Source organism: Staphylococcus sp. FSL W8-0305 (assembly GCF_037966415.1).
Taxonomy (GTDB): Bacteria; Bacillota; Bacilli; order Staphylococcales; family Staphylococcaceae; genus Staphylococcus; species Staphylococcus aureus.
The window spans coordinates 2,406,018-2,432,391 of record NZ_CP150198.1 but is presented as its reverse complement, the minus strand read 5'-3'; the positions used below and the strand labels follow the sequence as shown (position 1 = coordinate 2,432,391).

Annotated in this window: 21 protein-coding genes and 5 pseudogenes; 12 read left to right on the top strand and 14 right to left on the bottom strand. The window is 31.5% G+C overall.

Annotated elements, in window-relative coordinates; translation table 11 throughout:
• Positions 1-8 precede the first annotated feature (8 nt).
• A complete protein-coding gene (gene corA / locus NST10_RS11750; protein ID WP_001229250.1) occupies positions 9-956 on the bottom strand; it encodes a magnesium/cobalt transporter CorA in 948 nt (315 codons plus the stop codon).
• Between the two features lie 96 nt (positions 957-1,052).
• Here corA and NST10_RS11745 point away from each other — a divergent pair, with 96 nt between their 5' ends.
• The gene (locus NST10_RS11745) at positions 1,053-1,544 is read left to right on the top strand and encodes a thioesterase family protein (RefSeq protein WP_000234803.1); all 492 of its coding nucleotides are present in this window, start codon (positions 1,053-1,055) and stop codon (positions 1,542-1,544) included.
• A complete protein-coding gene (locus NST10_RS11740; RefSeq protein ID WP_000128656.1) occupies positions 1,541-1,960 on the top strand; it encodes a hypothetical protein in 420 nt (139 codons plus the stop codon). Before NST10_RS11745 ends, NST10_RS11740 begins: the two co-directional genes overlap by 4 nt.
• A gap of 107 nt (positions 1,961-2,067) precedes the next feature.
• On the opposite strand, the gene NST10_RS11735 is transcribed toward NST10_RS11740, so the two are convergent.
• Positions 2,068-2,988 carry an alpha/beta hydrolase gene (locus NST10_RS11735; protein WP_000620864.1) on the bottom strand — a complete coding sequence of 307 codons (921 nt, stop codon included), beginning with the start codon at positions 2,986-2,988 and terminating at the stop codon, positions 2,068-2,070.
• Positions 2,989-3,195: 207 nt separating this feature from the next.
• On the opposite strand from NST10_RS11735, the gene NST10_RS11730 reads away from it, so the two are divergent.
• On the top strand, positions 3,196-3,834 hold the full coding sequence (locus tag NST10_RS11730) for a hypothetical protein (protein WP_000184231.1): 639 nt from the start codon (positions 3,196-3,198) through the stop codon (positions 3,832-3,834).
• Between the two features lie 245 nt (positions 3,835-4,079).
• Here NST10_RS11730 and NST10_RS11725 read toward each other — a convergent pair whose 3' ends face one another.
• Complete coding sequence (locus tag NST10_RS11725; RefSeq protein WP_000213898.1) at positions 4,080-6,017, bottom strand: DHA2 family efflux MFS transporter permease subunit; 1,938 nt, start codon at positions 6,015-6,017, stop codon at positions 4,080-4,082.
• 12 nt (positions 6,018-6,029) lie between these two features.
• Positions 6,030-6,677 (bottom strand): HlyD family efflux transporter periplasmic adaptor subunit, encoded by a 648-nt coding sequence (locus tag NST10_RS11720; RefSeq protein WP_000738244.1) that lies wholly within the window; start codon positions 6,675-6,677, stop codon positions 6,030-6,032.
• 120 nt (positions 6,678-6,797) lie between these two features.
• On the opposite strand from NST10_RS11720, the gene NST10_RS11715 reads away from it, so the two are divergent.
• Positions 6,798-7,352, top strand: coding sequence for a TetR/AcrR family transcriptional regulator (locus NST10_RS11715; RefSeq protein ID WP_000828572.1), 555 nt, complete (start codon positions 6,798-6,800; stop codon positions 7,350-7,352).
• Between the two features lie 123 nt (positions 7,353-7,475).
• Here the strand turns inward: NST10_RS11715 and NST10_RS11710 are convergent.
• The 5 genes and pseudogenes from NST10_RS11710 to NST10_RS11690 all read right to left on the bottom strand — a co-directional run.
• A pseudogene (locus NST10_RS11710) lies at positions 7,476-7,673 on the bottom strand (IS5/IS1182 family transposase); the annotation flags it as partial.
• Positions 7,674-8,106: 433 nt separating this feature from the next.
• Positions 8,107-9,315: a multidrug effflux MFS transporter gene (locus NST10_RS11705; RefSeq protein ID WP_000999130.1), complete on the bottom strand. Its 1,209-nt coding sequence runs from the start codon at positions 9,313-9,315 to the stop codon at positions 8,107-8,109.
• Between the two features lie 109 nt (positions 9,316-9,424).
• Positions 9,425-9,552, bottom strand: a pseudogene (locus tag NST10_RS11700) (hypothetical protein).
• 30 nt (positions 9,553-9,582) lie between these two features.
• Positions 9,583-10,965 carry a glycopeptide resistance protein TcaA gene (tcaA, locus tag NST10_RS11695; RefSeq protein WP_000833805.1) on the bottom strand — a complete coding sequence of 461 codons (1,383 nt, stop codon included), beginning with the start codon at positions 10,963-10,965 and terminating at the stop codon, positions 9,583-9,585.
• Between the two features lie 239 nt (positions 10,966-11,204).
• Entirely contained in the window at positions 11,205-11,660 is a 456-nt protein-coding gene (locus NST10_RS11690) for a MarR family transcriptional regulator (RefSeq protein ID WP_000238542.1), read from the bottom strand.
• Between the two features lie 194 nt (positions 11,661-11,854).
• Here NST10_RS11690 and NST10_RS11685 point away from each other — a divergent pair, with 194 nt between their 5' ends.
• The gene (locus NST10_RS11685) at positions 11,855-12,823 is read left to right on the top strand and encodes a YdcF family protein (RefSeq protein ID WP_001573541.1); all 969 of its coding nucleotides are present in this window, start codon (positions 11,855-11,857) and stop codon (positions 12,821-12,823) included.
• 229 nt (positions 12,824-13,052) lie between these two features.
• Here the strand turns inward: NST10_RS11685 and NST10_RS11680 are convergent, their stop codons facing one another.
• A complete protein-coding gene (locus tag NST10_RS11680) occupies positions 13,053-13,718 on the bottom strand; it encodes an ABC transporter ATP-binding protein (protein WP_001229922.1) in 666 nt (221 codons plus the stop codon).
• A complete protein-coding gene (locus NST10_RS11675; protein WP_000761409.1) occupies positions 13,718-14,773 on the bottom strand; it encodes an ABC transporter permease in 1,056 nt (351 codons plus the stop codon). The genes NST10_RS11680 and NST10_RS11675 overlap by 1 nt, the downstream gene beginning before the upstream one ends.
• 135 nt (positions 14,774-14,908) lie before the next feature.
• Here NST10_RS11675 and hssR point away from each other — a divergent pair.
• From hssR to NST10_RS11655, 4 genes and pseudogenes are all read left to right on the top strand, one after another.
• Positions 14,909-15,584 (top strand): annotated as a pseudogene (gene hssR / locus NST10_RS11670) (DNA-binding heme response regulator HssR).
• A complete protein-coding gene (hssS, locus tag NST10_RS11665) occupies positions 15,577-16,950 on the top strand; it encodes a heme sensor histidine kinase HssS (protein WP_339209884.1) in 1,374 nt (457 codons plus the stop codon). The pseudogene hssR and the gene hssS overlap by 8 nt, the downstream one beginning before the upstream one ends.
• Positions 16,951-17,112: 162 nt before the next feature.
• Positions 17,113-17,556, top strand: coding sequence for a LytTR family DNA-binding domain-containing protein (locus NST10_RS11660; RefSeq protein WP_000977031.1), 444 nt, complete (start codon positions 17,113-17,115; stop codon positions 17,554-17,556).
• Complete coding sequence (locus tag NST10_RS11655) at positions 17,553-18,008, top strand: DUF3021 domain-containing protein (RefSeq protein WP_000793166.1); 456 nt, start codon at positions 17,553-17,555, stop codon at positions 18,006-18,008. Before NST10_RS11660 ends, NST10_RS11655 begins: the two co-directional genes overlap by 4 nt.
• 176 nt (positions 18,009-18,184) lie before the next feature.
• Here the strand turns inward: NST10_RS11655 and NST10_RS11650 are convergent.
• A pseudogene (locus NST10_RS11650) lies at positions 18,185-18,747 on the bottom strand (TetR/AcrR family transcriptional regulator C-terminal domain-containing protein).
• Between the two features lie 133 nt (positions 18,748-18,880).
• Here NST10_RS11650 and NST10_RS11645 point away from each other — a divergent pair.
• Together NST10_RS11645 and NST10_RS11640 are read left to right on the top strand one after the other, a co-directional pair.
• The gene (locus tag NST10_RS11645; RefSeq protein WP_000388431.1) at positions 18,881-19,609 is read left to right on the top strand and encodes an ABC transporter ATP-binding protein; all 729 of its coding nucleotides are present in this window, start codon (positions 18,881-18,883) and stop codon (positions 19,607-19,609) included.
• A complete protein-coding gene (locus NST10_RS11640; protein WP_000696073.1) occupies positions 19,606-20,688 on the top strand; it encodes an ABC transporter permease in 1,083 nt (360 codons plus the stop codon). The genes NST10_RS11645 and NST10_RS11640 overlap by 4 nt, the downstream gene beginning before the upstream one ends.
• A 126-nt stretch (positions 20,689-20,814) precedes the next feature.
• Here NST10_RS11640 and mqo read toward each other — a convergent pair whose 3' ends face one another.
• Together mqo and NST10_RS11630 are read right to left on the bottom strand one after the other, a co-directional pair.
• Positions 20,815-22,293, bottom strand: a complete 1,479-nt coding sequence (mqo, locus tag NST10_RS11635) for a malate dehydrogenase (quinone) (RefSeq protein ID WP_000211357.1) — start codon at positions 22,291-22,293, stop codon at positions 20,815-20,817.
• 380 nt (positions 22,294-22,673) lie between these two features.
• Entirely contained in the window at positions 22,674-24,272 is a 1,599-nt protein-coding gene (locus NST10_RS11630) for an L-lactate permease (protein WP_000960862.1), read from the bottom strand.
• 316 nt (positions 24,273-24,588) lie between these two features.
• Here NST10_RS11630 and NST10_RS11625 point away from each other — a divergent pair.
• Positions 24,589-26,262 (top strand): annotated as a pseudogene (locus NST10_RS11625) (CDP-glycerol glycerophosphotransferase family protein).
• Positions 26,263-26,374 lie beyond the last annotated feature (112 nt).

Sequence of the window (26,374 nt, the reverse complement as noted above, 5' to 3'; positions counted from 1 at the left end):
TTTCTAATTTAAAACCATTTTTTACGTCTGAAAAAGATGATTAATACGACAGCTATAACAAACATTACAGCTAAGCAAATATAATATCCATAATGTAAATGTAATGCCGGCATATTTACAAAGTTCATACCATAAATCCCAGCTATGAATGTTAACGGTGAAAATATAACTGATACTAATGTTAATACTTGCATAATACTATTCATTCTAAATGACGTGTATGACTCAAAATTTTCTCGTATTTCATTTGTCATTTCTTGTGCAGTACGAATGATATTACGTTGCTTAATCAAGTGGTCATCGATATGTTGAATGTATAGCGAATGTTTATTATCTATAATCAAATCACCATTTTGTTTCATTGTATCAATTAGCTCCTGCATAGGAAACAGTACACGTTTTACTTTAATCAAATCCGAACGTAACTTAAAGACACTATCCATGACCATTTTATTAAAGCGATCATCTACATGGCGGTCTTCAAAATGATAAACACTATCTTCAAGTGCATATACAAAGTTGAAATATTTATCAACCATCATATCTAAAATTAATATGACGACATCTGCACAATCTAATTCTGCATCTAATGTATTCATATACTTATAGACTACTTTATTTAATGATTCCAACGTTTGATGATGATATGTTACTAATACATTGTCTTGTATAAAAATATTTAGTGCTATTGGTGAATAGTTTGACCCCATAATACTATGGAATACTAAGTATTGATAATCTTTATAAGATTTATATTTAGCTCGTGGCATACCGTTAATTGCATCATCCACTTCTAAATCATTAAAACTAAAATGTGCTTTAAACCATTCATTTTCTTGTTCATTCGGTTCATCAAAATCATACCAAACAATAGTCGCATCTTTTGGTATCTCTTTGATATCATCAACTACTTTAAACGGTTCGTATGTAGTTTGATACCGTATCGTTAAAGCCATCGATACTCCCCCTAAATAACGAATTCTCTATTATTTTATCATGAATTAAATAACGTGTATGTCTTAATTTATTTTAGTATGATAGTCACTAAGGAGATGGTTATTATCACACAACTTTTTACACATACTCAAACCGTAACATCTGAATTCATCGACCATAACAATCATATGCATGATGCAAATTATAATATCATTTTTAGTGACGTCGTGAATCGTTTTAATTACAGCCACGGTCTTTCTTTAAAAGAACGAGAAAATTTAGCATATACGCTATTTACACTAGAAGAACATACGACATACCTCTCAGAATTGTCTCTTGGCGATGTATTTACTGTTACTTTATATATTTATGATTACGATTATAAGCGGTTGCATTTATTTTTAACATTAACTAAAGAAGATGGGACACTAGCATCAACAAATGAAGTAATGATGATGGGAATTAATCAGCACACACGTCGTTCTGATGCTTTTCCTGAATCATTTTCAACACAAATAGCACACTATTATAAAAATCAACCAACTATCACTTGGCCTGAACAATTAGGACATAAAATAGCAATTCCACACAAAGGAGCATTAAAATGACAGATGCATTACAACAAAAGATTCATATCGAACTACTAGATTTATTAGATGATGTTAAGTTTGAATTAACAGAATTAAATGCACAAAAAGGGTTATACATTAACGGACCAGCAAATCAGTTACTTAAGCGTGGCGTGCATATGGCTTATGTTCAAGGACAAAAGCAAGCTATCGATAATATTATGACTATTGTGGAACAACAGCTTGAAGATCAACATTTCCTAGAACATTATGATAAATTTCAAAATGAGGTTGCTCATCGCAATTATGATAAAACAGCTAACTTTGCAGAACTTAGTGATATTCCACGTCAATTCGATAATTTTTTAGATCAATTTTATCAAATTAAAGGGCAATACTTTATCATCACACATATCAATACACTTATTGGTGATTTTCACTCAGAAGCTCATTAACAATTAGTCTATATAATCCTTGCTATATTTTCAAAAACAAAACCCAGTTGCGTTTTCATGTTAAATATCTTCTACCATGAAATCGTAACTGGGTCATTTATATGTTATTAGTTGTTTTGTGTTACATCCTCATCTATCGATTTGGCAATTTGTTTAATAGCTTTATGTGATTGTCTAATTGGATAAATTGGAAAATCATGTACCATCTTAGGATAATCATAAAACTCAATGTATTGATGATGTTGCAACATCATTTGTTCGAACAGCTTCATATCAGGATGTGTCATTTCACGTCCACCACCAAACATATAAACTGGTGGTAATCCTTCTATTGTGCCATTAATTGGTGATATGCGCTTATCTGTTAATGGTAGGCCATTCGCCCATTTTTTCATAATCTCATTGACACCAAACTGACTTAGAACCGCATCTTGTTCGATTAAAGCATCCGAAATATCTTTATTAGATAGTGTTGCATCTAAAATTGGTGAGATTAAATACAATTTATTCGGTAATGGCTGTTGATTGTCTAAAAGAGATTGTACAAAGGATAATGCCAGTGCACCACCTGAACCATCACCCATGACTACGACATTTTGATGGCCTACTTCAGATACTAATTGATCATAAACACGTTGTATCGCTTGGAAAGTGTCGTCAATATGAAACTCTGGTGTCTTTGGATAGATAGGCAGTACAACCTCATATAATGTACTTAAAGTGATTTTATCCAACAATCTCCAATGGAACGGTGATGGTTGTAGTGCATTGAATCCACCGTGAATATATAAAATTTTCTTATCAATTTGATGTCTGAAATTAAAGCGAAAGACTTGCATATCATCCAATGATAATTTTTCTAAATTTGCTTTAACATTTAATGTTGAAGGCTGCTTATGTTTTTTTCTATTTTCAATTTCTCTTTTATAAAAAAATCTTTCAACATCTTGATCATTTTTAAACATAATCGAGCGATTGTGAAGCAAATATTTATTGACAACGCTATTCATAACACGGTTTCTAATCAATGTCTTAACCTACCTTTATATATTTTATGTATCCAATGATTGTCTATCCCCTACATTCTTTGCCAAAAAAAGTATATAATGTAGAAGATATTTTCTTTTTCACTTTCAAATTTAAGACTACAATTGAACAGTGATTTTTCATCATTATAACAGACAACTAGACATATTGATAAGTAAAGAAAAGAACTTTATACGGAGGTGCCTTGTATGACAAATCCAAATCAACGATTAGAACCATTTGATGAGACATTTCAACAACCGAATATTCATCGTGGTAAGCGATATGGTAAGAAAAAACGTTCATTGGTAAGCATGATTATTCAAATCATTGTTGTTATATTAACCGCAATCGCTGGATACAGCATGTGGAAACAACCCATTTTTAATATTGTCTTCACCAAAGAATCTGTAAATTTTGATGGCATTAAAAATTTTAACGAGACAATTGGAAAAATGCATCAATTAAATATTAATTTGGGTAATATCAATGATTTACAACAAGGAATCGATCGCTTAATTTTAGTCTTTAACGGTTTCTTTATTTTATGTATCGTTAGCCTAGTCATAACAATACTGACAATTGTATTTAATCGCACAGTTCTAAAAGTAGTAAATATTTTAGTGTTAACAATTATGTTAGTCATTACATTGTATTTCAGTTATATTATTAAAGCACTCGCACAAGAAATTGCAGATGCTTTAAAAAAATATTATTTAAATGTACCACCAGATCAAGTGATTACAGAAGCTGACGCTATTCATAACGGCATCATTTTACTGGGCTGTAGCATTGGTTTACTTGTTATAAGCTTATTCTTCCGTAATCGCATGCCTCGATTAAAATAATGTTATATAGTAGGGATTGGGACAGAAATGTTATTTTCACAAAATTCATTTCGTTGACCCACTTCCTGCTTTTTCTTTATTAATGACCTACTACATCAATGCCAAATTTTAATATAATTTCTCTAATATTCTACAAATCAACAAATAAAAAAGTATCGATAACCATATATTGGCACCGATACTTTAAAAATCATGTCCCCACAACATAATTTTTGATTAGTCACACTTCAATTAACTTATTTTATTTATTCATGATTGATACTATTATCTGCATCTATCTTTTGAGCCGTAGCTTTTGCTTTTTTGTTACTTTGTAAAAATAAGCATAAAATTAAAGCGATGATGCTAAATATCGTTGCAACTATAAATGCATCATTAATCCCTTCAACTGTTGCTAGTTTATTTACAAATTGTAATAGCACTTTCATTGCGCCTTCTTGACCACCATATTGCGATGCTAATTCACGCATATGATCTTGTACAACAGGATTCGTTTTATCTAACTCTTCCCCAAAAGCTGATAAATGTTGTGTAGTTTGCGTTGTCATTACAGTAACCAAGATTGCTGTTCCTATAGAACCAGCTAGTTGACGCATCGTATTTAAGAAGGCATTACCATGGGATGCCAGTCGTCCCGGCAACGCATTAATAGCTGCTGTTACCATTGGCATCATAATAAATGCCATACCAAATGAACGTAGTACATAGATGCCCATGATTGTCATATATGGCGTATCCATATTCAATTTAGTTAATTCCCATGTTGCATAAGTCATGACAGCAATACCAAAAATGGCTAAAGGTTTTAAACCAATCGTGTCTAACAACTTACCAGCAAATGGTCCTAGTAGACCCATAATTAGAGAACCAGGTAATAATAACAATCCAGAATCTAATGCTGAGAAACCACGTAAATTTTGTAAGTAAATTGGTAATAAAATCATACCACCATACAAGCTCAACATTACAACCATATTAATTACTGTTGTTAGTGTAAATGTTGGAAATTTCAATACTTCTAAATTCAACATTGGTGCTTTCATTCTTAATTCTCTTATTACAAATAGAATAATAAAGATAATACCAATCGCAAACATTGTTTCTATCTCAACAGAACCCCAGCCTTTGTTCCCCGCTTCTGAAAAGCCGTATAACAAAGCACCAAAACCAATCGTACTAAAAATGATGCCTGGGATATCAGCTTTAGGGTTTGTTGTATATTGATATAACTTAAACCATACAAAACCAACTAAGATTGCAAGAATACCGATAATGAACATACCGTAAAACATCACATTCCAGTGGTAATTTTGTACAATATAACCTGATAATGTTGGACCGATTGCAGGTGCTAAAATCATTGCGATACCCATTGTACCCATGGCAGCACCACGTTTTTCAGGTGGATAAATTGTAATAATAACAATTGAACCTAATGGCATTAGTACACCTGCACCAATGGCTTGTAATACACGTCCAACCATCATGATTGGAAAATTCATTGAAATCGCACATATTAATGAACCAATTGTAAAGAGTACTAACGCAACTAAAAATAATTTTCGATATGAATATTTATTAAATAGATACGCCGTAATTGGTATTAAAATACCGTTTACTAACATGAATCCCGTCATCAACCATTGCCCTGTTGACGCAGAAATATTAAATTCCGTATTAATTTTTGGCAAAGCAACATTTAATAATGTTTGGTTTAAAATCGCAATAAACATACCGAATAATAATGCTGCTAATATTTTACCGCGTGAAACACCTTCACCAAAAATAAAGTTTTTATGTTCTTTTTTAATTTTCTCATTTACTTTATATTCTTCTGAGTTAGGATTTTTAGCAGCATATACTTCTTCATCAGATTCATTATTATCAGTGAATGATGCTTGATCTTGTTCAGACCCCTCTGTCTGTTTGTTTAGACTAACTTGATTCTGATTGTCTTTATTGTCAATACGTGCCTCTTCACGCGCCGTATGTTGTGACGATTGATCAGTTGTTCTGTCTAAATCACTTGCTTTAAATTTAGATTGATTTGATTGACGTGTCGCAAAATGTTGTTCCTTTTGTTGGCGTTTTGCTTTTCTTCTTGATCTTATTAATAATAAATTGATAACACCAACAATAATGAGCGCTAAAACAATGTAGCTAATAATGAAGGTCGTAGTCATTTAATGACCCCCTTAATTTTTATGGATTTTTACTTCAGCGTTCATTCCAGGAACAACTTGTTTAGACGGTTCTGAATCTAACGTAATTTTAACAGGTATAACTTGAGATACTTTAGTATAGTTACCATCACTATTTGATGATGGCATTAATGAAAAACTAGCAGCAGTAGCTTTTCCAATACTATCAACTTTACCTTTAACAGAAGCTTTTTGACCGTCAATAGTCACATCAACATCTTTACCAACTTCAACATCTTTAATATCTTTTTCGTCAATATTTGCAGTTACATATAAATCATCTAAATTGTAAGCATAAGCAATTGGATTGCCTGCTTGTACCATAGAACCTTCCATGCCATCTAATTTAGCAATTGTACCTTTTTGTGGCATTTTAAGTTCCATATCTTTAGTTTCGCCATCTTGACCTTGAACAGTAACTGTTGCTACTTTATCACCTTTATCAAGTTTATCACCTTGCTTAACATTTAGTGATTTGATTTGCCCAGAAGCTGGACTTGCTATTTTAATTTGATCGCCATTTACTTTAGCATTATCAGTTGTTATATAACTTGTTGTTTTATTCCAGAAATAAAAACCAGCAATCCCAATTGCTAGCAGTACAACAACCGTAATGACATTAATTAATATCATCTTTTTCATGAAACATTTCCTCCTATTTGCTTTTAAAATTCACTTTATTTATTATAGAGACATGATAACTAAAAAAACACCAACAATTTTTATAAGAGTGTTGGTTAAAATTCACAAAGGTGTAACAATATGAAACGACAAGCCAAAATAGAAATTCAAAACGCACTTGTTGATTTGATGGCTGAATATCCTTTTCAAGAAATATCCACTAAAATGATTTGCGCGTATTGTAATATTAATCGTTCTACTTTTTATGATTATTACAAAGATAAATTTGATTTATTGGATACCATCAACTCAAAGCATAAAGAAAAATTCCAATTTCTTCTAAGCGCGCTACATCATAATTTCGAAAATATTAAACAGGATAAGCTTAAACTTTATAAATTCTTCATTATTATTGCTAAGTATATCAAGCGCAATGAGCAGTTTTTCAAAGACATTTTAGTTACCTATCCAATGAAAACATTATTCATAGACTATATAAATTTAGCGAGAGATTATTATCAAAAAATTATGAATGACTATAGTACTACAGTAACCAATAAACAGCTTTATGTTACATATATCATAGGCGGTCAAGCTGGGGTATTTATTAATTGGCTTTCGAATGGTTGTAATGAATCACCTGAAGAAGTTGCTGACATTTTATTGGCTAATACGATTAAACTTCAAAACCAATAATACGGTTTCATTCTAATAAAGAAATGCTATAAAACAACTAGATAAAGTTAAACCAAATGGACAGATAATAGTACATATGTAATGGTGCTATCAATATAAAAATGCGCTTGGGACATTAAGCTCATATGCATATAAGATGATTTTTAACATCATTTTTGGATGATAGGATGTTGCGCCACGATGATGTCTGAATTCATCTAATTCGCTATCAGGTATCGTTTCAACAATTTCATTAACATATCGCGAAATATCATTTTGAGGAATTCTAACAGAAGTTTCTATTGGTAGTGTAAGTTGGGTCATATTATGATTTTTATACATAAGGCACCTCGTTAATTTAGTTTAGTGGTATTTATTAAATTATACGAAGGGACCCAACACAGAAAATTCATTTTATTAAATTTTACATTTATGTGCAAGTTGGGCAAAGTGTCTTATTTTTTTAAAGTATTTAAAAGTAAAATTACATGTTAATACGTAGTATTAATGGCGAGACTCCTGAGGGAGCAGTGCCAGTCGAAGACCGAGGCTGAGACGGCACCCTAGGAAAGCGAAGCCATTCAATACGAAGTATTGTATAAATAGAGAACAGCAGTAAGATATTTTCTAATTGAAAATTATCTTACTGCTGTTTTTTTAGGGATTTATGTCCCAGCCTCATTTTTATTTTTGATGCTAAATTCATAGGTCTATGAATAGCTCAAGTTTTGTTTTTAAATTTTTCAATTCATTATAATAGAAGAAACTATGTTTATCATCGATTTGTTTTAAATACCTTCATATTATATATCTGTAAAATAATTAATATAACTGCTGTAGCTATAATAATAATTATGTAAGGTATAGGATTATCTTCACCTTTTACCCCCACTAATGGCGATGCAATACCACCAAATAAAAACTGCACTAAACCTAATAAACTTGATGAACTCCCTCTACCACTACTACTTTCATCCATAGCTATTGTAAAACCAAGTGTCGCAACACCTGTCACTGGTGCTATTAAAATGATAAATCCTATCGCTAAAATCCAAAAGTTCCAATGATTAAGCAATACAATCGTCACTAAAATTACACCGATAATCTGAATCATCGTCATGCCTCTCATCAATTTTTGTGAGTCTATAAAATCAACAAGGTACCCAGTAAGTTGACTTGATATAATGAGCGTAATACCAATTCCTGCAAACATCCAACTAAATTGTATTGCAGTCATGCCATAAATTTTTTGAATAATAAACGGAGACGCAGAAATATAAGTAAATAATATTACAAATGTCATACCTTGAATGAGCATTGGTAATACAAAACGTGGCGTCTTCAATAATATTTTGAAGTTTTTAAACATTGTCTTTAATCCACTACTTGACTCACGATTTGTCACTGTTAATGATTCAGGTACTTTTAATAAAGAACCTATGACCATGACGAAGCCAAAGATAGTCAGAATGACAAAGACCATACGCCAGACAGAATAATTTAAAATTATGCCCCCTATTGTTGGCGCAACAACTGGTGCAATACCATTAACAAGCATCAATAATGCCATAAACTTAGTTAGTTCATTACCACTATACATATCACTTGCTATAGCTCTTGAAATAACTGCTGCTGCTCCACCTGTCACTCCTTGAAGAAATCTTAATGCAACCATCAGCCAAATATTATGTACAAAAACAATACCTAAACTTGCTAATGTAAAAATAATCATAGCTATAATAAGCGGCTTTCTGCGCCCAGTTGAATCTGAAATTGGACCAGCAAACAAATTACCGAACGCTAAACCAATCATAAACATCGATAATGTTAATTGTGCGTTAGACGTCGTTGTTTGAAAATCATGTCTAATATCTGGTAATCCAGGCAAAAACATATCTATTGATAATGCTCCAATGGCAGTCAAAGATCCTAAAATAATAATAAATATCGGTGAACGCTTGTTAAAATGCGTTAAATCATTCATATGACTATCTCCTTTATATTATGATTAGTTTATAACTATCACGAACAGAAACTAATTTTAAATATGCTCTTTTATATATTAGCATTACTCACAAGTTTCATGAACATCATTACAACTTATAAAAGGTATAAAATGATATAAACCTCAGCACTCCATAATTTTTTCACAAAAAACAATCCCTTCAAAGTAATTCACACTAATTGTAAATACTTTGAAAGGATGTTGTTTGTATTCCATGACACATGCATCTTATTTAAGTTTTATACTCTATTTTTCTGATGTCTTGATTAATTGCAAGCGGTCTTGCGGACCTTGTTCAAGCTCATATTCTTTATCTACTTGCTTACCGTTTTCATTTACTAATCTTACGGTTGCAGTAATCTTATCACCATGTTTTTCGGCATCTATAATTTGTGGTGAACTAATCATCATTAAACTTCCTTTAGATACACGCTTCTTTACATCATCATAAAAAGATGATCCTTTTTTTATATATGACGATACAAAATCAAAATCCGACTGATTAAACGCAGCATTATTCGCTAAAGAATATCCAGCAAAGAATTCTATCAATTTGTTCTTCAAGCTGTTTTCTTCTTTTTCTTTCTTTTCAACATAGTCTTCGATATCTTCACTGTCAAAATTCAAAGTTATCTCTGTATTGTATTTTAAATCGCTGGCTTTAATCGTCTTTGTCTGTGTTGTAAATGTTTTACCTTTCGCTTTACCTGAAGCTGAAATGGTAATATCTTTATTTTGTGGATATGGACCATACGTTTTGGAACTTGAAAATGCCATTTCACGGTCATTTATAGTTACTTTTTTAGAACTATCATTTAATTTTGTATCGCCTTTTAAAGTTACAGTTATATTTGCTTCTTCAAAATCTTCAGTAACATCTACCGTTTCAGAATTACTTTGTCTAAAATCAAATTTTAAATGGCCTGCAAAATCACCGTTCTCAGTTGATTTCATAGCTGGAATTCTATATGTCCCCGGTATAAAATTACCTATTGGCGTCACTTTATTTGCTTCAGCTATAACCATCTTTTTCTTACCACCAGATTTAAACTCATATTTTGTTTTTTCTTTCGGTTTAACAATTGGTTGCTTGGTAGGTGCAGTAAAGCTCATATTATCGAAAAAGATATAACGCGTGCCATTTTTACTTACACGTAATATATTTTGACCAGATCTGGTTTGAATATAAGAAGCTACACTGGTCTTACTCTTATTCAATTTATGTACCGTATTTTTAAGGTCGCTGACAAATTGCTTAAGCCCAACTTCATCTTTGATATAGTTAATGTATACTTTCGCTTCTTCAGAATCTACTTTATTATCTTTAGTACTTAATAATGTTGCTACTTTTTGTTTATCATTATTCTCAATCGCATTCACTAATATTTTAGTTTGCGCTTCAGGTGAATTGAAGTTTCTTAGTAAAAAGAACAATATAATAATTAAGATTAAAATGAAAAAACCAATTGCCCAAGGCACCATTTTTCTCATCTTGATGTTATTAGTTTGTATATCTTCATCGGTTGACTTTCTATATAATGCTTGACGACTATCAAATTTATGTCCACATTGTGTACATATCTGTACATCATCTTGTGCTTGTTGTCCGCACTTCGGGCAAGATTTCATACTTTCACCTCAATTCTGTTCCTCTTCAATCGTTATATGTATATCATAAAAATTATTTTATTATTTTACCATTATTATTTTACAAATATTATCCCAAGAATACAATTCAAGAAATGATTAACTTTACTTTAGAATTGTACCTTATTACATTATTTATGAAAGTACTCTCTCAATTATAACTAAAAAGAAGGTGTTCAATACATACATATTTAGTCTTATATTTGAACACCTTCAAAAACCTATTTATGATTGCTATATGTTTTAATGCGATGATTGATGACTTCTAATACTTGCCTTACATTTTCAATATCTTCAGAATTTAAATCATTAGTAATATCTTGCGCAATATCTGTCATAATCGCATTACGTTCTTTCAAATATGCTCTACCTTTGTCAGTTAAGGTTATGAATTTCAAACGTTGATCAATATTTAAATTTGGTTTATCTAACTTAACTAATTTAGCATCGATTAACTTTTTAATTCGTCGGCTTACTGCGGCCTTATTTACACCTTGTCTTTGCGTGATTTCACTAATTGTCAAAGGTTCTTTATTTAACATACCTAATACGTTAGACTGCTCTAATGAAATTTCATATTCATTTTGTAAATCTTTCAACATTTTTGCAGTTAATGCGTTAACGTTATTTATAAACTGCTCTAAAAATTGAATATGGTCTTGTAAATGTTTTACCATAATTATTTCTCCCTAATTACTATTTTTATAAAGTATCCTCAGCAATCATTGTATCGCACATCTAAAAAACACAAAAATATTGACCCATATAAAATATAACAAATTAAGACTTACATGTTGCTACGTTCTCCTTGCTTTAATAAATTAAATCATCTACATTTATACTTAATATTTATTATAAGCGAGGTGTCAGTATGTTATTGAATTTATTATTAATATTTATACTTATCGTTATTTGTCCGTTAATTCTCAACTATACTCTGACGTTAAATTTAACATGCTACATCTTAGTTGTCATATCGATATTTTTGTCACTCATCTATAGCATCATGACCTATACTTTCCCTTGGTCTATGTTTGTTACATTTATAATAATCAGTATTATCATGCTATTCAAACATAGATATTTATTTTCTCATACTTCTAGTCGCTTATTTATTAAAAAATTATTATCTTTTTCATATAAATTTGTACTCTACACATCAGCACTTCTATTTATAAGTACGATTCAGTCACCTATTGTGAAAGGTTTGTCTATGTGGTTAGCTATATTATGTCTTTCCCTGTTACTAACCTTTATTTGTTATCTCGTTTGGACAGTATCATATAGAAATAGATCATACAACAAAGAAGTTGATATCATAATTGTGTTAGGTGCTGGTATTTTTACCGAATTTGTCACACCAATGCTTGCAGCGCGTTTAGACCGTGCACTTGATATATATCAACAACAAGCATCAGCAACAAAGATCATTGTATCTGGCGGACAAGGACCAGACGAACCAATTCCTGAAGCTTTAGCTATGCAACGTTATTTGATTGCACATGGTGTTGATAAAACAGATATACTAATGGAATCTCACTCTATAAATACATACACAAACTTTTTATATTCTAAACAAATCATCAACAATTTGTATCATGAAGCAGTTAAAATTGTTTGTGTAACAAGTCAGTTTCATGTATTACGCGCCTTACGACTAGCCCAAAAATTAGGTTTATCTATCGATGGTGTCGGAAGCCATACACCATATCACTTTTTCTTACATGTGCTCATTAAAGATTATCTAGGCGTAATGTATCAGTATAGATTGTTATTAACGTTATATTGTTCAAGTAGTTGGTTTATATGTCTATACGCTGCTTTTATTTATAATAGTTAACCCACAAATAAACTATTATTATAGGTTGTTTCTAATATTGCGTCAAACTATCTTTAAATATTCGTTAATCCTTGATTAGACAATTGTTATATTGAAAATAAATAAACTAAAGCACGTCATCATTTTATATAATAGTGACGTGCTTTTTGTAAACCCAAATCGTATTCTGTTATCTAACTTTTATACTACTATGTCTTAAATTATTAACATTTAGCGTCTTTACAAGCCACTAATCAGTTATTTTGCCATCTTCTAATTCAATCACTCGATCTGCATATTCAAATAATCTTCGATCGTGTGTAATCATAATACCAATCATTTGTTGTTCTTTAATTTGTTGACGTATCATCTCAACAACTTTTGTTGCTCTATCGGCATCTAAACTTGCTGTAGGCTCATCTGCTAAAATGATTTTCGGATTATTCATAAATGCTCTCATAATCGCAACACGTTGCTTTTCACCGCCAGATAACTGATGCGGATATACATTCAAGCGATCTTCTAAACCAATATTTTTCAAAAGTTGTATTGCTCTTTTTGAACTTTGTTGTTTGGTCATTCCCGCTTCTTGGCCTACGAGTGTCAATTGCTCTATCACTTTTAAATAAGGAACTAAATGTGAAGATTGAAAAATAAAACCAATATCTTCCAATCGTAAATCACTAGAACGATGCTGTTTATCAAACAATGGTGCATCATTGTAAAGCACTGTACCACTCGTTTGACTTAACAATCCGCCTAATATCGTTAGCAATGTTGTTTTCCCAGAACCAGAGGCACCATTTAAAATGACAAATTCCCCTTGTTCCACTTCAAAATTAATACCTTTTAAAACTTTTGTTTCAGACAAACCTTCTCCGAAATTTTTGACGATATCTTTAACAACTAATGCCATTATTCTGCACCTCCAATTGCTTCGATAGGATCCACCTTAAATAATTTGATAAATGATAGTGAGGCACCTAAAATCGCTACTAATATAAATATCCCCACCATCAATAAAATATTTTGCGTTGTTAAATAAAAAGGCATCGTTACAGGCATCATAAATGATAGTCCTACTATGATGATCACAGCAATACCTACCCCAATTATTGTTAGTGTTAAAATTTGTAAAACTAACGCACTCAATAAATGTCTTGTCTTAATACCAATTGCTTTCAAAATGCCAATTTGTGATATTTTTTGAATCGTCATAACATAGAAAAATGCACTTAGAACAATTGCTGTAATAGCAAACAAACTCACAATCATCATATTTAACGGTGCTTGCTCTGCTTGATAACTCGCAATATTATCTGTTAAATCTTTTTCATTCACAACTTGAACGTCATTTATTTTATTAAGCTCATCACGTTGTTGTTGCGTTAAATTTTTCACTGGATAAAATGCCGTATTAACCTTATTCAATGCATTAAATCCGTTATCGTTCAATAGCACAATGGAACTATGCGAATACATTGTGTCGTTTAAAATACCAGAAACTCTATAACTAGTTGAATTATTTTTAAAATGTAATCTATCTCCGACTCTAATGTTGTCTGCAGCTAACTTATCATTAATAGCGACCTCATGAGCATTTTTAGGATAATCACCTTTTTTAAGTTGTATGCGTTGTTGTTTAACGTCATTCATTGTAATCACATCTTGTTCTTTATTAGATAATTTCAATGTTTGAATATTCATTTTATATGATTCTTGATGAATAACCTTTTTAATTTGATTCTGTTGCGTATCACTAAGTTGCGATTTCTCAATTTGCGGCTCTTTCATTTTTTGAACAACATATTCATCATTATCAAAGTGTTCAAATAACGAAATATTCTCCCTACCAAGCCCTTGAGCTAAACCACTAATAAATAACACCATAATACTTAATAAAAGAATGATTAATGTGATTAAAATATAACGAAATTTGTAAAACATAATCTCTTTTATCGCTAATTTCATATCAATTCACTTCTCCCTATTTCTTCTTTAGCGTCAGTATAAGGTTGAAATATGAACTCAATATGAACAATTGTTTTTTTACGCAAAAATATTTTACATGTATAATAAATGAAAAAGATAAGGGAGTTTATAGTTATGGTGCAATGTCTTGTTGTCGATGACGATCCTCGAATCCTAAATTATATAGCTAGCCATTTACAAACAGAGCACATTGATGCATTCACACAACCAAGTGGTGAAGCTGCATTAAAACTTTTAGAAAAACAGCGTGTCGATATTGCAGTGGTAGATATTATGATGGATGGTATGGACGGCTTTCAATTATGTAATACATTAAAAAAATGATTATGATATACCAGTTATTATGTTAACAGCACGGGATGCACTTAGTGACAAAGAGCGTGCGTTTATAAGTGGTACTGACGATTATGTAACCAAGCCCTTTGAGGTTAAGGAACTTATTTTTAGAATTCGTGCGGTATTACGTCGATATAATATCAATTCAAATTCAGAAATGACCATTGGCAACTTAACGCTAAACCAATCCTATTTGGAACTCCAAGTATCTAATAAAACGATGACGTTACCGAACAAGGAATTTCAATTATTATTTATGCTTGCAGCACGTCCTAAGCAAATCTTTACTCGCGAACAGATAATAGAAAAAATTTGGGGCTATGATTATGAAGGAGATGAACGAACAGTTGACGTTCATATTAAGCGACTACGCCAAAGATTAAAAAAATTAAATGCCACACTTACAATTGAAACAGTAAGAGGACAAGGCTATAAGGTGGAGAATCATGTTTAAAACACTCTATGCTAGAATTGCGATTTATTCCATTACGGTTATTTTATTTAGTGCATTAATAAGTTTTGTATTAACAAATGTTTACTATCATTATAATTTAAAAGCATCTAATGACGCGAAAATCATGAAGACGCTTAAAGAAGCAAGACAATATGAACAATCAGCTAAACCAACGCACATTCAACAATATTTCAAACATTTAGGGCAAATGAATTACCAAATAATGACCATTGATCACAAAGGTCATAAGACATTTTATGGGGAACCTTTTAGAGAAGATACTTTATCACAAAATGCTATTAACAACGTGTTAAATAATAAAGATTACCATGGTATTAAAGATAAACCATTCGCATTATTCGTAACTGGATTTTTCGACAATGTAACAGATAATACTGTTGGTATTAACTTTAAGACAAACGACGGTTCAATAGCAGTATTTATGCGTCCAGATATTGGAGAAACATTTAGCGAGTTTAGAACTTTCTTAGCCGTCTTGTTAATATTGTTATTATTTATCTCAATTTCATTAGTTATCGCATCAACCTATTCAATCATTCGTCCAGTAAAAAAGTTAAAGCTAGCGACCGAACGCTTAATTGCTGGTGATTTTGAAACACCTATCAAACAAACACGCAAAGATGAAATTGGAACATTACAGTATCACTTTAATAAGATGAGAGAGTCATTGGGACAAGTTGATCAAATGAGGCAGCATTTTGTACAAAATGTATCTCATGAAATCAAAACACCATTAACACATATTCATCATTTATTAAGCGAGTTACAACAAACTTCTGATAAAACATTACGACAACAATATATAAATGATATTTATACTATTACAACGCAGCTGAGCGGATTAACAACTGAATTGTTGCTCTTATCCGAATTAGATAATCACCAACATTTATTATTCGATGATAAGATTCAAGTCGATCAACTCATTAAAGATATCATTCGACATGAACAATTTGCTGCTGATGAAAAGTCGTTAATCATTTTAGCTGACCTAGAATCAATCGATTTCCTAGGAAATCAACGTTTGTTACATCAAGCATTGAGTAATTTATTAATAAATGCTATTAAGTATACAGATGTTGGTGGTGCCATTGACATCGCTTTGCAACATAGTCACAACAACATCATTTTCACAATAAGTAATGATGGTTCACCAATTAGTCCACAAGCTGAAGCACGTTTATTTGAACGTTTCTATAAAGTGAGCAAACATGATAATAGTAATGGTTTAGGTCTCGCAATTACAAAATCCATCATTGAATTGCATCATGGTACAATCCAATTCACACAAAGTAACGCGTATGTAACCACCTTTACTATTACACTGCCAAATCATTCACATTAATCTCTACCTCCTGAAAGAACATTTCTGTTTTTATTTCAGGAGGTATCTTTTATATTGATTAGCGCTTTCTAGCCACTTAACATTTAATTTCTACCATTCAACACATTTTAAATATATCAATGGTCGTTTATGGTTTAATAATTTTGAAGGAGGCATTAACCTATGATGAAACTCAATTTATTTATCAATGCAAATGAGACGGAATCTTATATTGATATACATGCACCTAAAATGAATGATCACGTTCAAAGTATTATTAATGCAGTCAATGATTTAGACAAATCACATACATTAGTCGGATACATAGACAAAGAAATCCATATCATTAATGTATCAGATGTTATAACATTCCAAGTTATTAATAAAAATGTAACAGCCATTACAAGCAATCAAAAGTTCAAACTAAAATTACGACTTTATGAACTAGAAAAACAATTACCACAACATTTCATTCGCATTTCCAAATCAGAAATCGTCAACAAGTATTACATTGAAAAATTATTATTAGAGCCAAATGGACTTATACGTATGTATCTTAAAGATGCACACTACACCTATTCTTCTAGACGTTTTTTAAAATCTATAAAGGAGCGCTTATCAATATGAAAAATTTGAAAAACTCATTATTTATTAGCTTAATCATTGGTTTATCCCTTTCACTGTTCTTTAGTATGTTATTTGCAGACGGCAAATATTATCCACTGAACCCACAATCAACTATTGGCATATTGTATTATACGCATTTCACAGAAACTACCGTAATGTTGATTTCTATCATTTTATGGTTACTCATAGGCGTCGTCTTTTTCCTTGGAGATTTTATCTTTAAATACACAGATTGGGGCATTACTAAAGCAACTATAGTGCATTTCATAACAACGTATGTCGGATTCTTACCTTTAGCAATACTTGCCGGTTGGTTTCCACTAACAATAAATTACCTAATCATATTTACAATTATCTTTATTGTGGTTTACACATTGATTTGGATTATTCAATTCTTTAAAAACAAGAACTACGTAGACACTATTAACGAGCAACTGAAACAATTAAAATGATTTTTATTAAAATTATAAAAGCTATATATTGCATTAAAGTAGTCTCTTCTGCAATGTATAGCTTTATGTCGTATTTATTTTAAATACGCATGAACTGAATAATATATTTTTACTATTTTCAAATTAAATTGTAACTGCAACTGTCCTTTACGACATCAACTCATCATGATAAAAACCTATCGAAATGCATTTTCAAATATTTTATTCATAATTTCTGCTACTTCTTTAGGACTCTCTTTATATCCTCGTTTGACCCAATCTTGTAACACACCAATGATTGCATTACACATAAAAATAAGTAAAAAATACTTTTCCTTCGTCGTTAACATTTTTGTATTTAATACTGGTACAAAATTAATTTCGATACGTTGTTGTAGTGATTTTTTATGACTTGATGTAATTTATAAGCACTCTCATCACCTAATAACATCAAAATGAGCTGACCTTCGCTTAGCCAAAAATAAATCATCTTTTTAAAAAATATTGCTTGTGTCAGAGTTTCACTTTTAAGAAATTTCTTTTTTGCTTCTTTTAACAATGTATTAAGATAGCTGTATATAAAATCATCTTTAGTTTTGTAATGTGTATAAAAGGTTGTCCGACTTATTTGACTCTTTTCACATATATCTTTAACAGTTATATCATTATATGCCTTCGTTTTTAATAGATTTACCATTCCATCATGTATGCGATTTATCGTTTTCGTTACACGACTATCCGTAAAAGCTGTTTGATCCATATGCCCCACCTTTTTTCTGAACACTAAAAACAAATATGTTCACTATCTATTAATATTTTATTCGCAATCTTAATATACGCTTATGATGATATATAAATAAAGTGAAATGTATCTCAATTTTGGAGGGGTTATCATGGAAGCAACTATCGCGAAGTTGGATAAAGTTGTAAAAACGTATAACAAGCATCACGTATTAAACGAAATTAGTATGTCAATCAATAAAGGTGAACTGCTAGGGTTAATAGGTCCTAGTGGTTCTGGTAAAACAACAACAATAAAGTGTTTACTAGGTATGGAAAAGATAGATTCTGGATCTGCAGAAATTTTCGCTCATAAGATGCCTAATCGCAAAGCTTTAAATCGATTAGGCTATATGGGGCAAACTGATGCATTATACGAAAACTTAACTGCTCATGAAAACCTAGAGTTTTACGGTCGTTTGTCAGGTCTGAAAGGAAATATATTAAAAGATAATATTGAAAAACATATCGTTCTAGTGAATTTAGAGCAAGCGTTAAATAAAAAAGTTGCACAGTTTTCAGGAGGCATGAAACGCCGATTATCTTTAGCAATAACATTGTTGGCCGAACCGGAATTAATCATATTAGATGAACCAACTGTAGGCATTGACCCTAAATTGCGCCAACAAATATGGCAACAGTTCAAGCAAATGACCAAAGACGGAAAGAGTGTCGTCATCACAACACATGTTATGGATGAGGCGGAACGTTGTGATAAAGTTGGACTTATTGTCGACGGAAGAATATTTGCTATAGATACGCCAACCAATTTAAAACAAAGATTTAATGTAGATACAATTGAAGCGGTATTTATTAAAGCTGAGGAGGTTTGTCAATCATGAAAATTTTAGCTATTGTTAGACGAGTATTAAAAGAAATGTTACGTGATAAACGTACACTCGCGCTAATGTTTCTAGCACCAATTTTAATATTGACGCTTATGTATTTTATTTTTAACGGTGATGAAAACGATTTAAAAATCGGTATCGATACATCTGTTTCATCAAATATAACAAAACAATTGCCATCGTCCGACATAAAAACTCAAACGTTCCATTCTCATGAAAATATCAAATCTAAAATCGAGAATAATCATCTTGATGGTTATATTTACCAAGAAAATCAAACATTATATGTCATTTATACAAATGAAGACCCTAACAAATCTAATATGATCAAACAAATGATTGGCAAAGCTATACAACAAGATAAAATAAGCAGTATAAAGCATCTAATTGAAAAAGCACCTCCGACCATGAAAGAACCAAACAAACAAGATATTAAGATTTCACATTCCTATTTATACGGTAATTCTGATAGTACTTATTTCGATAAAATGTTTCCAATACTAATGGGCTTCTTTGTATTTTTATTTGTATTTCTAATATCAGGTATAGCTTTATTACGTGAACGTACAACAGGTACGTTAGAACGTGTATTATCAACTTCAATTCGTCGAAGTGAAATCGTTCTTGGTTATCTGATTGGCTATGGTATATTCGCAATCATTCAAACATTAATCATAGTCCTATTTTCAATATATTTATTGAACATTAATTTAGCAGGTAGCTTATGGTATGTAATTTTGATTAATATTTGTTTAGCTATTACAGCATTATCTATGGGAATTTTCATTTCAACGTTTGCTAATTCTGAGTTTCAAATGATTCAATTTATTCCACTAGTTGCTGTACCTCAGGTATTCTTTTCAGGAATTTTTCCACTTGAAAATATGCCTGATTGGCTAGGAAACATTGGCTATATCTTCCCTCTCAGATATGCTGGTGATGCTTTAACCAATGTTATGATTAAGGGGCAAGGTTGGAGTAATATATGGTTCGATTTACTAATTCTAATGATCTTTATCATAGTCTTTATTATCTTAAATATTGTTGGTTTAAAACGATACAGACAGGTATAAATTCTCCAAAACTTTTAAATGACTTCAATCAAGATAAGCTTCTAAATATAAAGCACTGATAATAAAAAGAACCACTAAAAAACGGTAATGTCTATCACATTTAAAAAGACATTACCGTTTCGTTTATTATTTAACTTGTAAATACTTAGTTACTTCTTCATTAATTTTGTGATATAAATCCTCATGATCTGTTAAGCGATAACCAAATGACGGCACCATTTCTTTAATCTTTGGTTCCCATCCTTTGAATTCATCACGATAGCATCGCTGTAAAACATCAAACATAATATCTACAGCTGTTGACGCACCAGGTGATGCACCAAGTAATGCAGCTAATGTGCCATCATCTGACGTAATGACTTCGGTACCAAATTGTAAGTTACCTTTAGAATCCTCCGTATCCTTGATTACTTGGACACGTTGCCCTGCTGTAATCACTTCCCAATCTTCATTTTTAGCATTTGGGAAAAAGACTCTTAAATCATCCATACGCTCATCATTAGATAACATCAATTGTGACACTAAATACTTCGTAAGACTCATTTCTTTGATACCTGCAGATAACATCGTCACGATATTATTTGGTTTAACCGATTTAATTAAATCCATATGTGAACCTGTTTTTAAAAATTTAGGTGAGAAACCTGCAAATGGACCAAATAACAATGAACGCTTGCCGTCTACAAAACGTGTATCTAAGTGTGGCACTGACATTGGTGGCGCACCCACTGCTGCTTTTCCGTACACTTTAGCATGATGACGATCAATCACTTCTTGATTTGTACATCGCAGGAATAATCCACTTACCGGGAAACCACCAATATGTTTTGATTGTTTAATTCCAGTCTTTTGGAGTAATGGTAAACTCGCACCGCCAGCACCAATAAATACAAAATCAGATTCATATGTTGTCGTTTCGTTAGTTTCTAAATCTTTAACTTTAACTAGCCATGCTCCAGATTTCTGTTTCTTGATGTCTAATACATTTTGCTTATATTGAATTTCCACACCACGTTGTTCTAAATTATCAAATAACTTTGCAGTTAACGCACCAAAGTTAACATCTGTACCAGTTTCATCATAAGTTAAAGCAATTGGTTCATCAGACTTACGCCCTTCAATCATTAACGGTACCCAAGATTTCATTTCTTCTTCATCTTGCGATAATTTCATTTTTTCGAATAAAACATTTTTCTTTAACGTTGCAACACGACTTTTTATAAAAGCTACGTTATCTTCGCCAATGACAAAACTCATGTGTGGCACCGCTTGAATAAAGCGATCTGGGTTATCTAATTGTCCTGTTTTAACTAAATATGCCCAAAACTGCTTTGAAATTTGGTACTGCTCATTTATCTTAATTGCTTTACTACAATCAACTGTGCCATCCTTACCTTCTTTTGTATAGTTCAACTCGCAAAGTGCTGAATGCCCTGTACCGGCATTATTCCATACATTTGAACTCTCTTCGCCAGGTTGTGCTAATTTTTCAAACACTTTAATATTTTTCTCAGGTGATAATTCTTTAAGTAATGTTCCTAATGTTGCACTCATAATACCGCCACCAATTAAGATGACATCTGTTTTGCTATGTTGTGTTGTCATAACAAATACAGTCCCCCTTTTTAAAATGAATAATGGAACGTTCGAGAAATACGACATATTAATACCACTTTGAATCAATAAGTGTCTCAACAGGTTCTCATGGTGATGCTCTATTACTATCTACTATGTATATTAATATTTTATAATAACGAAACTACTTTAATTATATACTTTATGTGCGATAGCACAAAGACAAAACCACAAACCTTAACACCTATCAACCAATTTAATTTGATTGCTGATTACTCACTCTTCATTTTAACATAAAGCGCTACCATTATTATAATGTCAAACTTCTTTCATCAATGATCCATTAAAAAAAGATGAGATGTTAGAAAACATCTCACCCTCTGTATATTTATATTTTGAAATACGTTTATTTATAATAATGACAAGATGAAAGTCCAAATACAGATGAATATTAGTAAACATACACTGTATTTCAATGTCATTTTTAATAATTCTGATTCCTTACCAACTTGTTTTACTGCTGCAGTTGCAATTGCAATAGATTGTGGTGAAATCAATTTTGCCGCTACACCACCAACTGTATTAGCAGATACAAGAAGTGAACCACTTGTTCCAATTTGTTGTGCAACAGAAGCTTGAATTGGTGCAAATAATGAGTTGTTATTTACAACTGATCCTGTCATAAACACACCTATCCAACCTAAGATTGGTGATAGAACTGGGAAGACATTACCTGCTTTAGCAATACCTTGACCCATTGCCGCACTTAAACCACCATAAGTTGTGATTTTAGAAATTGCTAAGATGAAACAAATTGTAAGAACTGGTAACCATAATTCTTTAAATGTAACACCGAATAATCTACCTGCATCTTTAAAGTTAACCTTTTTAGACATTAAAATTGTAATAATAATAGTTAATAAAATAGCTGTACCTGTTTGTCCAATAATATTTAAAGTCAATACTAATGGTTTATGCGTAACTTCGCTGACTGTTCCAGGTAAGTTGAATTTAAATACTAATGATGATAAAGCACCATTTGGTAAGAATAAGTTTTTAAAGAATGGCGCACTCCAAATCATTACAATGACTGTTAATACAATGAATGGACTCCATGCATGTAATACTGCTTTTGCAGAATGTGCTTTTGCAGGTTCAATTTCTTCATCTTTATTAACACGATAAATGTGTTTTGGTTGGAATTTTTTAGAAAATACTGCTAATGCTAACATTGTTAATAACGGCGGAATAATATCTGCTAATTCAGGTCCGCTGAAAACAGTTAATAATCCTTGCGTAAGTGTATAAGTGATTGAAACTACTAAAATTGCTGGTAATGTTTCTTTAACACCTCTAAAACCATCAATAATAAAGATAAGTAAGAATGGAATAATGAAATTTATGATTGCCAATGTTAAAGTTGCTGATTGAGAAACACCTAATACTGAAACATCTCCAGGTAATTTCAACGTTTCTACAACACCTACAGGGATACCAATCGCACCAAAAGCACCAGACGCTGCATTTGCGACTAAACATAACATCGCAGCTTTTAACGGATTAAATCCTAATTGTGTTAATAAAAGTGCACAAATTGCAATTGGTACACCAAATCCTGCTGCACCTTCTAAAAATGCGTTGAATGCAAATCCAATAAGTAAAACTTGAATACGTTGGTCTTGTGAAATATTTGTAATACTATCTTGAATTGTTAAAAATTGTCCAGATTCAACAGTAATTTTATATAACAATACCGCCATCATAACGATATAGCCAATCGGAATGATGCCTTGGAAGAAACCTTCGACTACTGCACCAGAAGCGATACCAACTGGCAATTTGAAAAATGGTATTGCAATTAGTAATGTTACAACAAGTGTTGTAATGGCTGCATAAATACCTTTCATTTTAAAAACAGTTAAACAAAGTAAAAACAGTACAATCGGTATTGCTGCAATTAAAGACGATAATAATAAATTATCAAATGGGTTAAACGTATTTACTAACATAGGCTGACTCTTCTTTCCATAAAGTAGTAGTGTAATTGCTTCATTAAAATCATGCTCTGGCTATAGCATTTTGTTATCGATAACATTTTACAGAACAGTGAGATTAATGTGATTTTTTTCACAATTAAAATATACCATTTTTTCAGACTATTAACAATATCACTTTCCTATTTAATTGTTTTATTTTTCATTTTAAATCTGTTCATCAAAATGAATTGTACTTAATGTAATGAAGTAACTTATACTATTCATGAATTTTACATAAGACCGTGCTAAAATAAGGAAGATACTACGATGAGAAATGGAAGTTATAGCAATGATTAAACAGATAAATGTTTCTAATATGCAAAAGTTTGAATCTCAATTAATGAAAGCTCAGTCTGAAGGTTATACACATGCCGTTCCATATGCCAATGAGATAATGATTTATCAATCTATGTTAGATGCGGTTCAATTATATCCTAAGTCTATCGTGGTTGATTATACTGTGGATGGACAATACAAAAATGATTGTCACTATTTCGGTCAATCATCGATCAACATTGCCGATTGGGCTCAAAACAATAATTATTATCCTAACCTGATATATGCGATTCAACAGACTCTTGATTTAATACATTATTACTCTGTAGAAACGATTTTCGATTTAGCTTTATTGACACTTCTGAAAGGTGATTTATCAATCGATGGTCATGTCGTTTTTGATTTTAAAGCCCCTTTAGCAACAAGTGCTTCAATATGGGAAACTATTAAAACTATTGAAGATTTTGATATGATGTCTCAGTTTTATTTGAATAAAATGGCTTATATTGATCATCATCCTATACCTTTTCGCAACCTTTTTATCGAGGATTCAGAACAACTTAATTGGCCAGATAGTTGGTTGTATTCTACCAAGTTTATGCTACCTAAATGGTTATATAAAATAGCAAAGCAACGTGCTGATAACAAACAATTACAAAACCTCGGCCTGTATACGAAGCAACCAAACGTTTTAAAAGATCACATCGTTTTTATCGGTGATCATTATCAATATATAGGTAATTCAAAATATTTATTTACTTACTTCGTTAAACATAATCCAATGACTGCCTGTTATTTTGTTACTGACGATCGTCGCGGACCACATTTCATATCACCTAAGTCTGAAAAAGCTGACGAATTGATTAACAGCGCACGTGTCGTTTTAGTTGAAAATGATATACCTGAAACGTTGCAACCAAACGGTACTTTAATTCAATTACATCAAGGCACACCAATAATGCAATTATTTTTAGATAGTAAAGAACCTATTAAAAATATATAAACACCTTTTTATCGTGCTAAAAGGTATAATCGCTGGTTGCAATTCGATTATGTTATACATTCTGCTGATGATATTAGCCACTTTTATCAAACGGCTTTTCCTAGTCACCAAGCAAATGTATTGGCTTATGGTAATCCTAAACACCAATATTTACTACAAAAGCGTAACGAAAGTACTACTCAACAACAGTATAAGAAATCGTTTAAAATAAATGATCAAAAACCAGTTTTATTATATGCACCTATTGGATTAGTGAGTGCGCAACAATTACCATTATCAGATGCTTTATTCAAAGCCTATCATGTTGTGGTTCAGGGTGTTGATGAAACGATGTTACCAGAAGAGGCGCTTGTTGCACCAAAGTATCTCAGTGCTCAAGACTTAATTCTAATGTCTGATGTCGTTATCACTGATTACTCAAATATAATATTTGATGCGATGGCTATAGACAAAACAGTAGCATTATACACTCCAAATCACAGTCAATATATTGAGTCTCAAGGTGTTAACGAAGATATTTGGCGTCATCTATCAAAAATTTGGTATACAGACCGACAATTATTAATTAATAATTTAATTTCCCAGGCAATACCAGTGATTAAATATCCACAAATACAACAGAAAGAACAACCATTAGAATCTATTTCACAACTTATATTGTCTAAAATGACATCTAATAAATAGTGCTTAAATTCCTCAGTGGCTGTGAATGAGGTTTAAAAGTACTATAGAACGTAAACCTTTTTACTTTAAAATACGCAAAAAACGGTAAACCCTAATTCATATTATAGAGTTT

Excerpts from the sequence above, each read along its gene's own strand:
- corA (WP_001229250.1), bottom strand. The coding sequence starts at position 956 with ATGGCTTTAACGATACGGTATCAAACTACATACGAACCGTTTAAAGTA.
- NST10_RS11745 (WP_000234803.1), top strand. The coding sequence starts at position 1,053 with ATGGTTATTATCACACAACTTTTTACACATACTCAAACCGTAACATCT.
- NST10_RS11740 (WP_000128656.1), top strand. The coding sequence starts at position 1,541 with ATGACAGATGCATTACAACAAAAGATTCATATCGAACTACTAGATTTA.
- NST10_RS11730 (WP_000184231.1), top strand. The coding sequence starts at position 3,196 with ATGACAAATCCAAATCAACGATTAGAACCATTTGATGAGACATTTCAA.
- NST10_RS11725 (WP_000213898.1), bottom strand. The coding sequence starts at position 6,017 with ATGACTACGACCTTCATTATTAGCTACATTGTTTTAGCGCTCATTATT.
- NST10_RS11720 (WP_000738244.1), bottom strand. The coding sequence starts at position 6,677 with ATGAAAAAGATGATATTAATTAATGTCATTACGGTTGTTGTACTGCTA.
- NST10_RS11715 (WP_000828572.1), top strand. The coding sequence starts at position 6,798 with ATGAAACGACAAGCCAAAATAGAAATTCAAAACGCACTTGTTGATTTG.
- NST10_RS11705 (WP_000999130.1), bottom strand. The coding sequence starts at position 9,315 with ATGAATGATTTAACGCATTTTAACAAGCGTTCACCGATATTTATTATT.
- tcaA (WP_000833805.1), bottom strand. The coding sequence starts at position 10,965 with ATGAAATCTTGCCCGAAGTGCGGACAACAAGCACAAGATGATGTACAG.
- NST10_RS11690 (WP_000238542.1), bottom strand. The coding sequence starts at position 11,660 with ATGGTAAAACATTTACAAGACCATATTCAATTTTTAGAGCAGTTTATA.
- NST10_RS11685 (WP_001573541.1), top strand. The coding sequence starts at position 11,855 with ATGTTATTGAATTTATTATTAATATTTATACTTATCGTTATTTGTCCG.
- NST10_RS11680 (WP_001229922.1), bottom strand. The coding sequence starts at position 13,718 with ATGGCATTAGTTGTTAAAGATATCGTCAAAAATTTCGGAGAAGGTTTG.
- NST10_RS11675 (WP_000761409.1), bottom strand. The coding sequence starts at position 14,773 with ATGAAATTAGCGATAAAAGAGATTATGTTTTACAAATTTCGTTATATT.
- hssS (WP_339209884.1), top strand. The coding sequence starts at position 15,577 with ATGTTTAAAACACTCTATGCTAGAATTGCGATTTATTCCATTACGGTT.
- NST10_RS11660 (WP_000977031.1), top strand. The coding sequence starts at position 17,113 with ATGATGAAACTCAATTTATTTATCAATGCAAATGAGACGGAATCTTAT.
- NST10_RS11655 (WP_000793166.1), top strand. The coding sequence starts at position 17,553 with ATGAAAAATTTGAAAAACTCATTATTTATTAGCTTAATCATTGGTTTA.
- NST10_RS11645 (WP_000388431.1), top strand. The coding sequence starts at position 18,881 with ATGGAAGCAACTATCGCGAAGTTGGATAAAGTTGTAAAAACGTATAAC.
- NST10_RS11640 (WP_000696073.1), top strand. The coding sequence starts at position 19,606 with ATGAAAATTTTAGCTATTGTTAGACGAGTATTAAAAGAAATGTTACGT.
- mqo (WP_000211357.1), bottom strand. The coding sequence starts at position 22,293 with ATGACAACACAACATAGCAAAACAGATGTCATCTTAATTGGTGGCGGT.
- NST10_RS11630 (WP_000960862.1), bottom strand. The coding sequence starts at position 24,272 with ATGTTAGTAAATACGTTTAACCCATTTGATAATTTATTATTATCGTCT.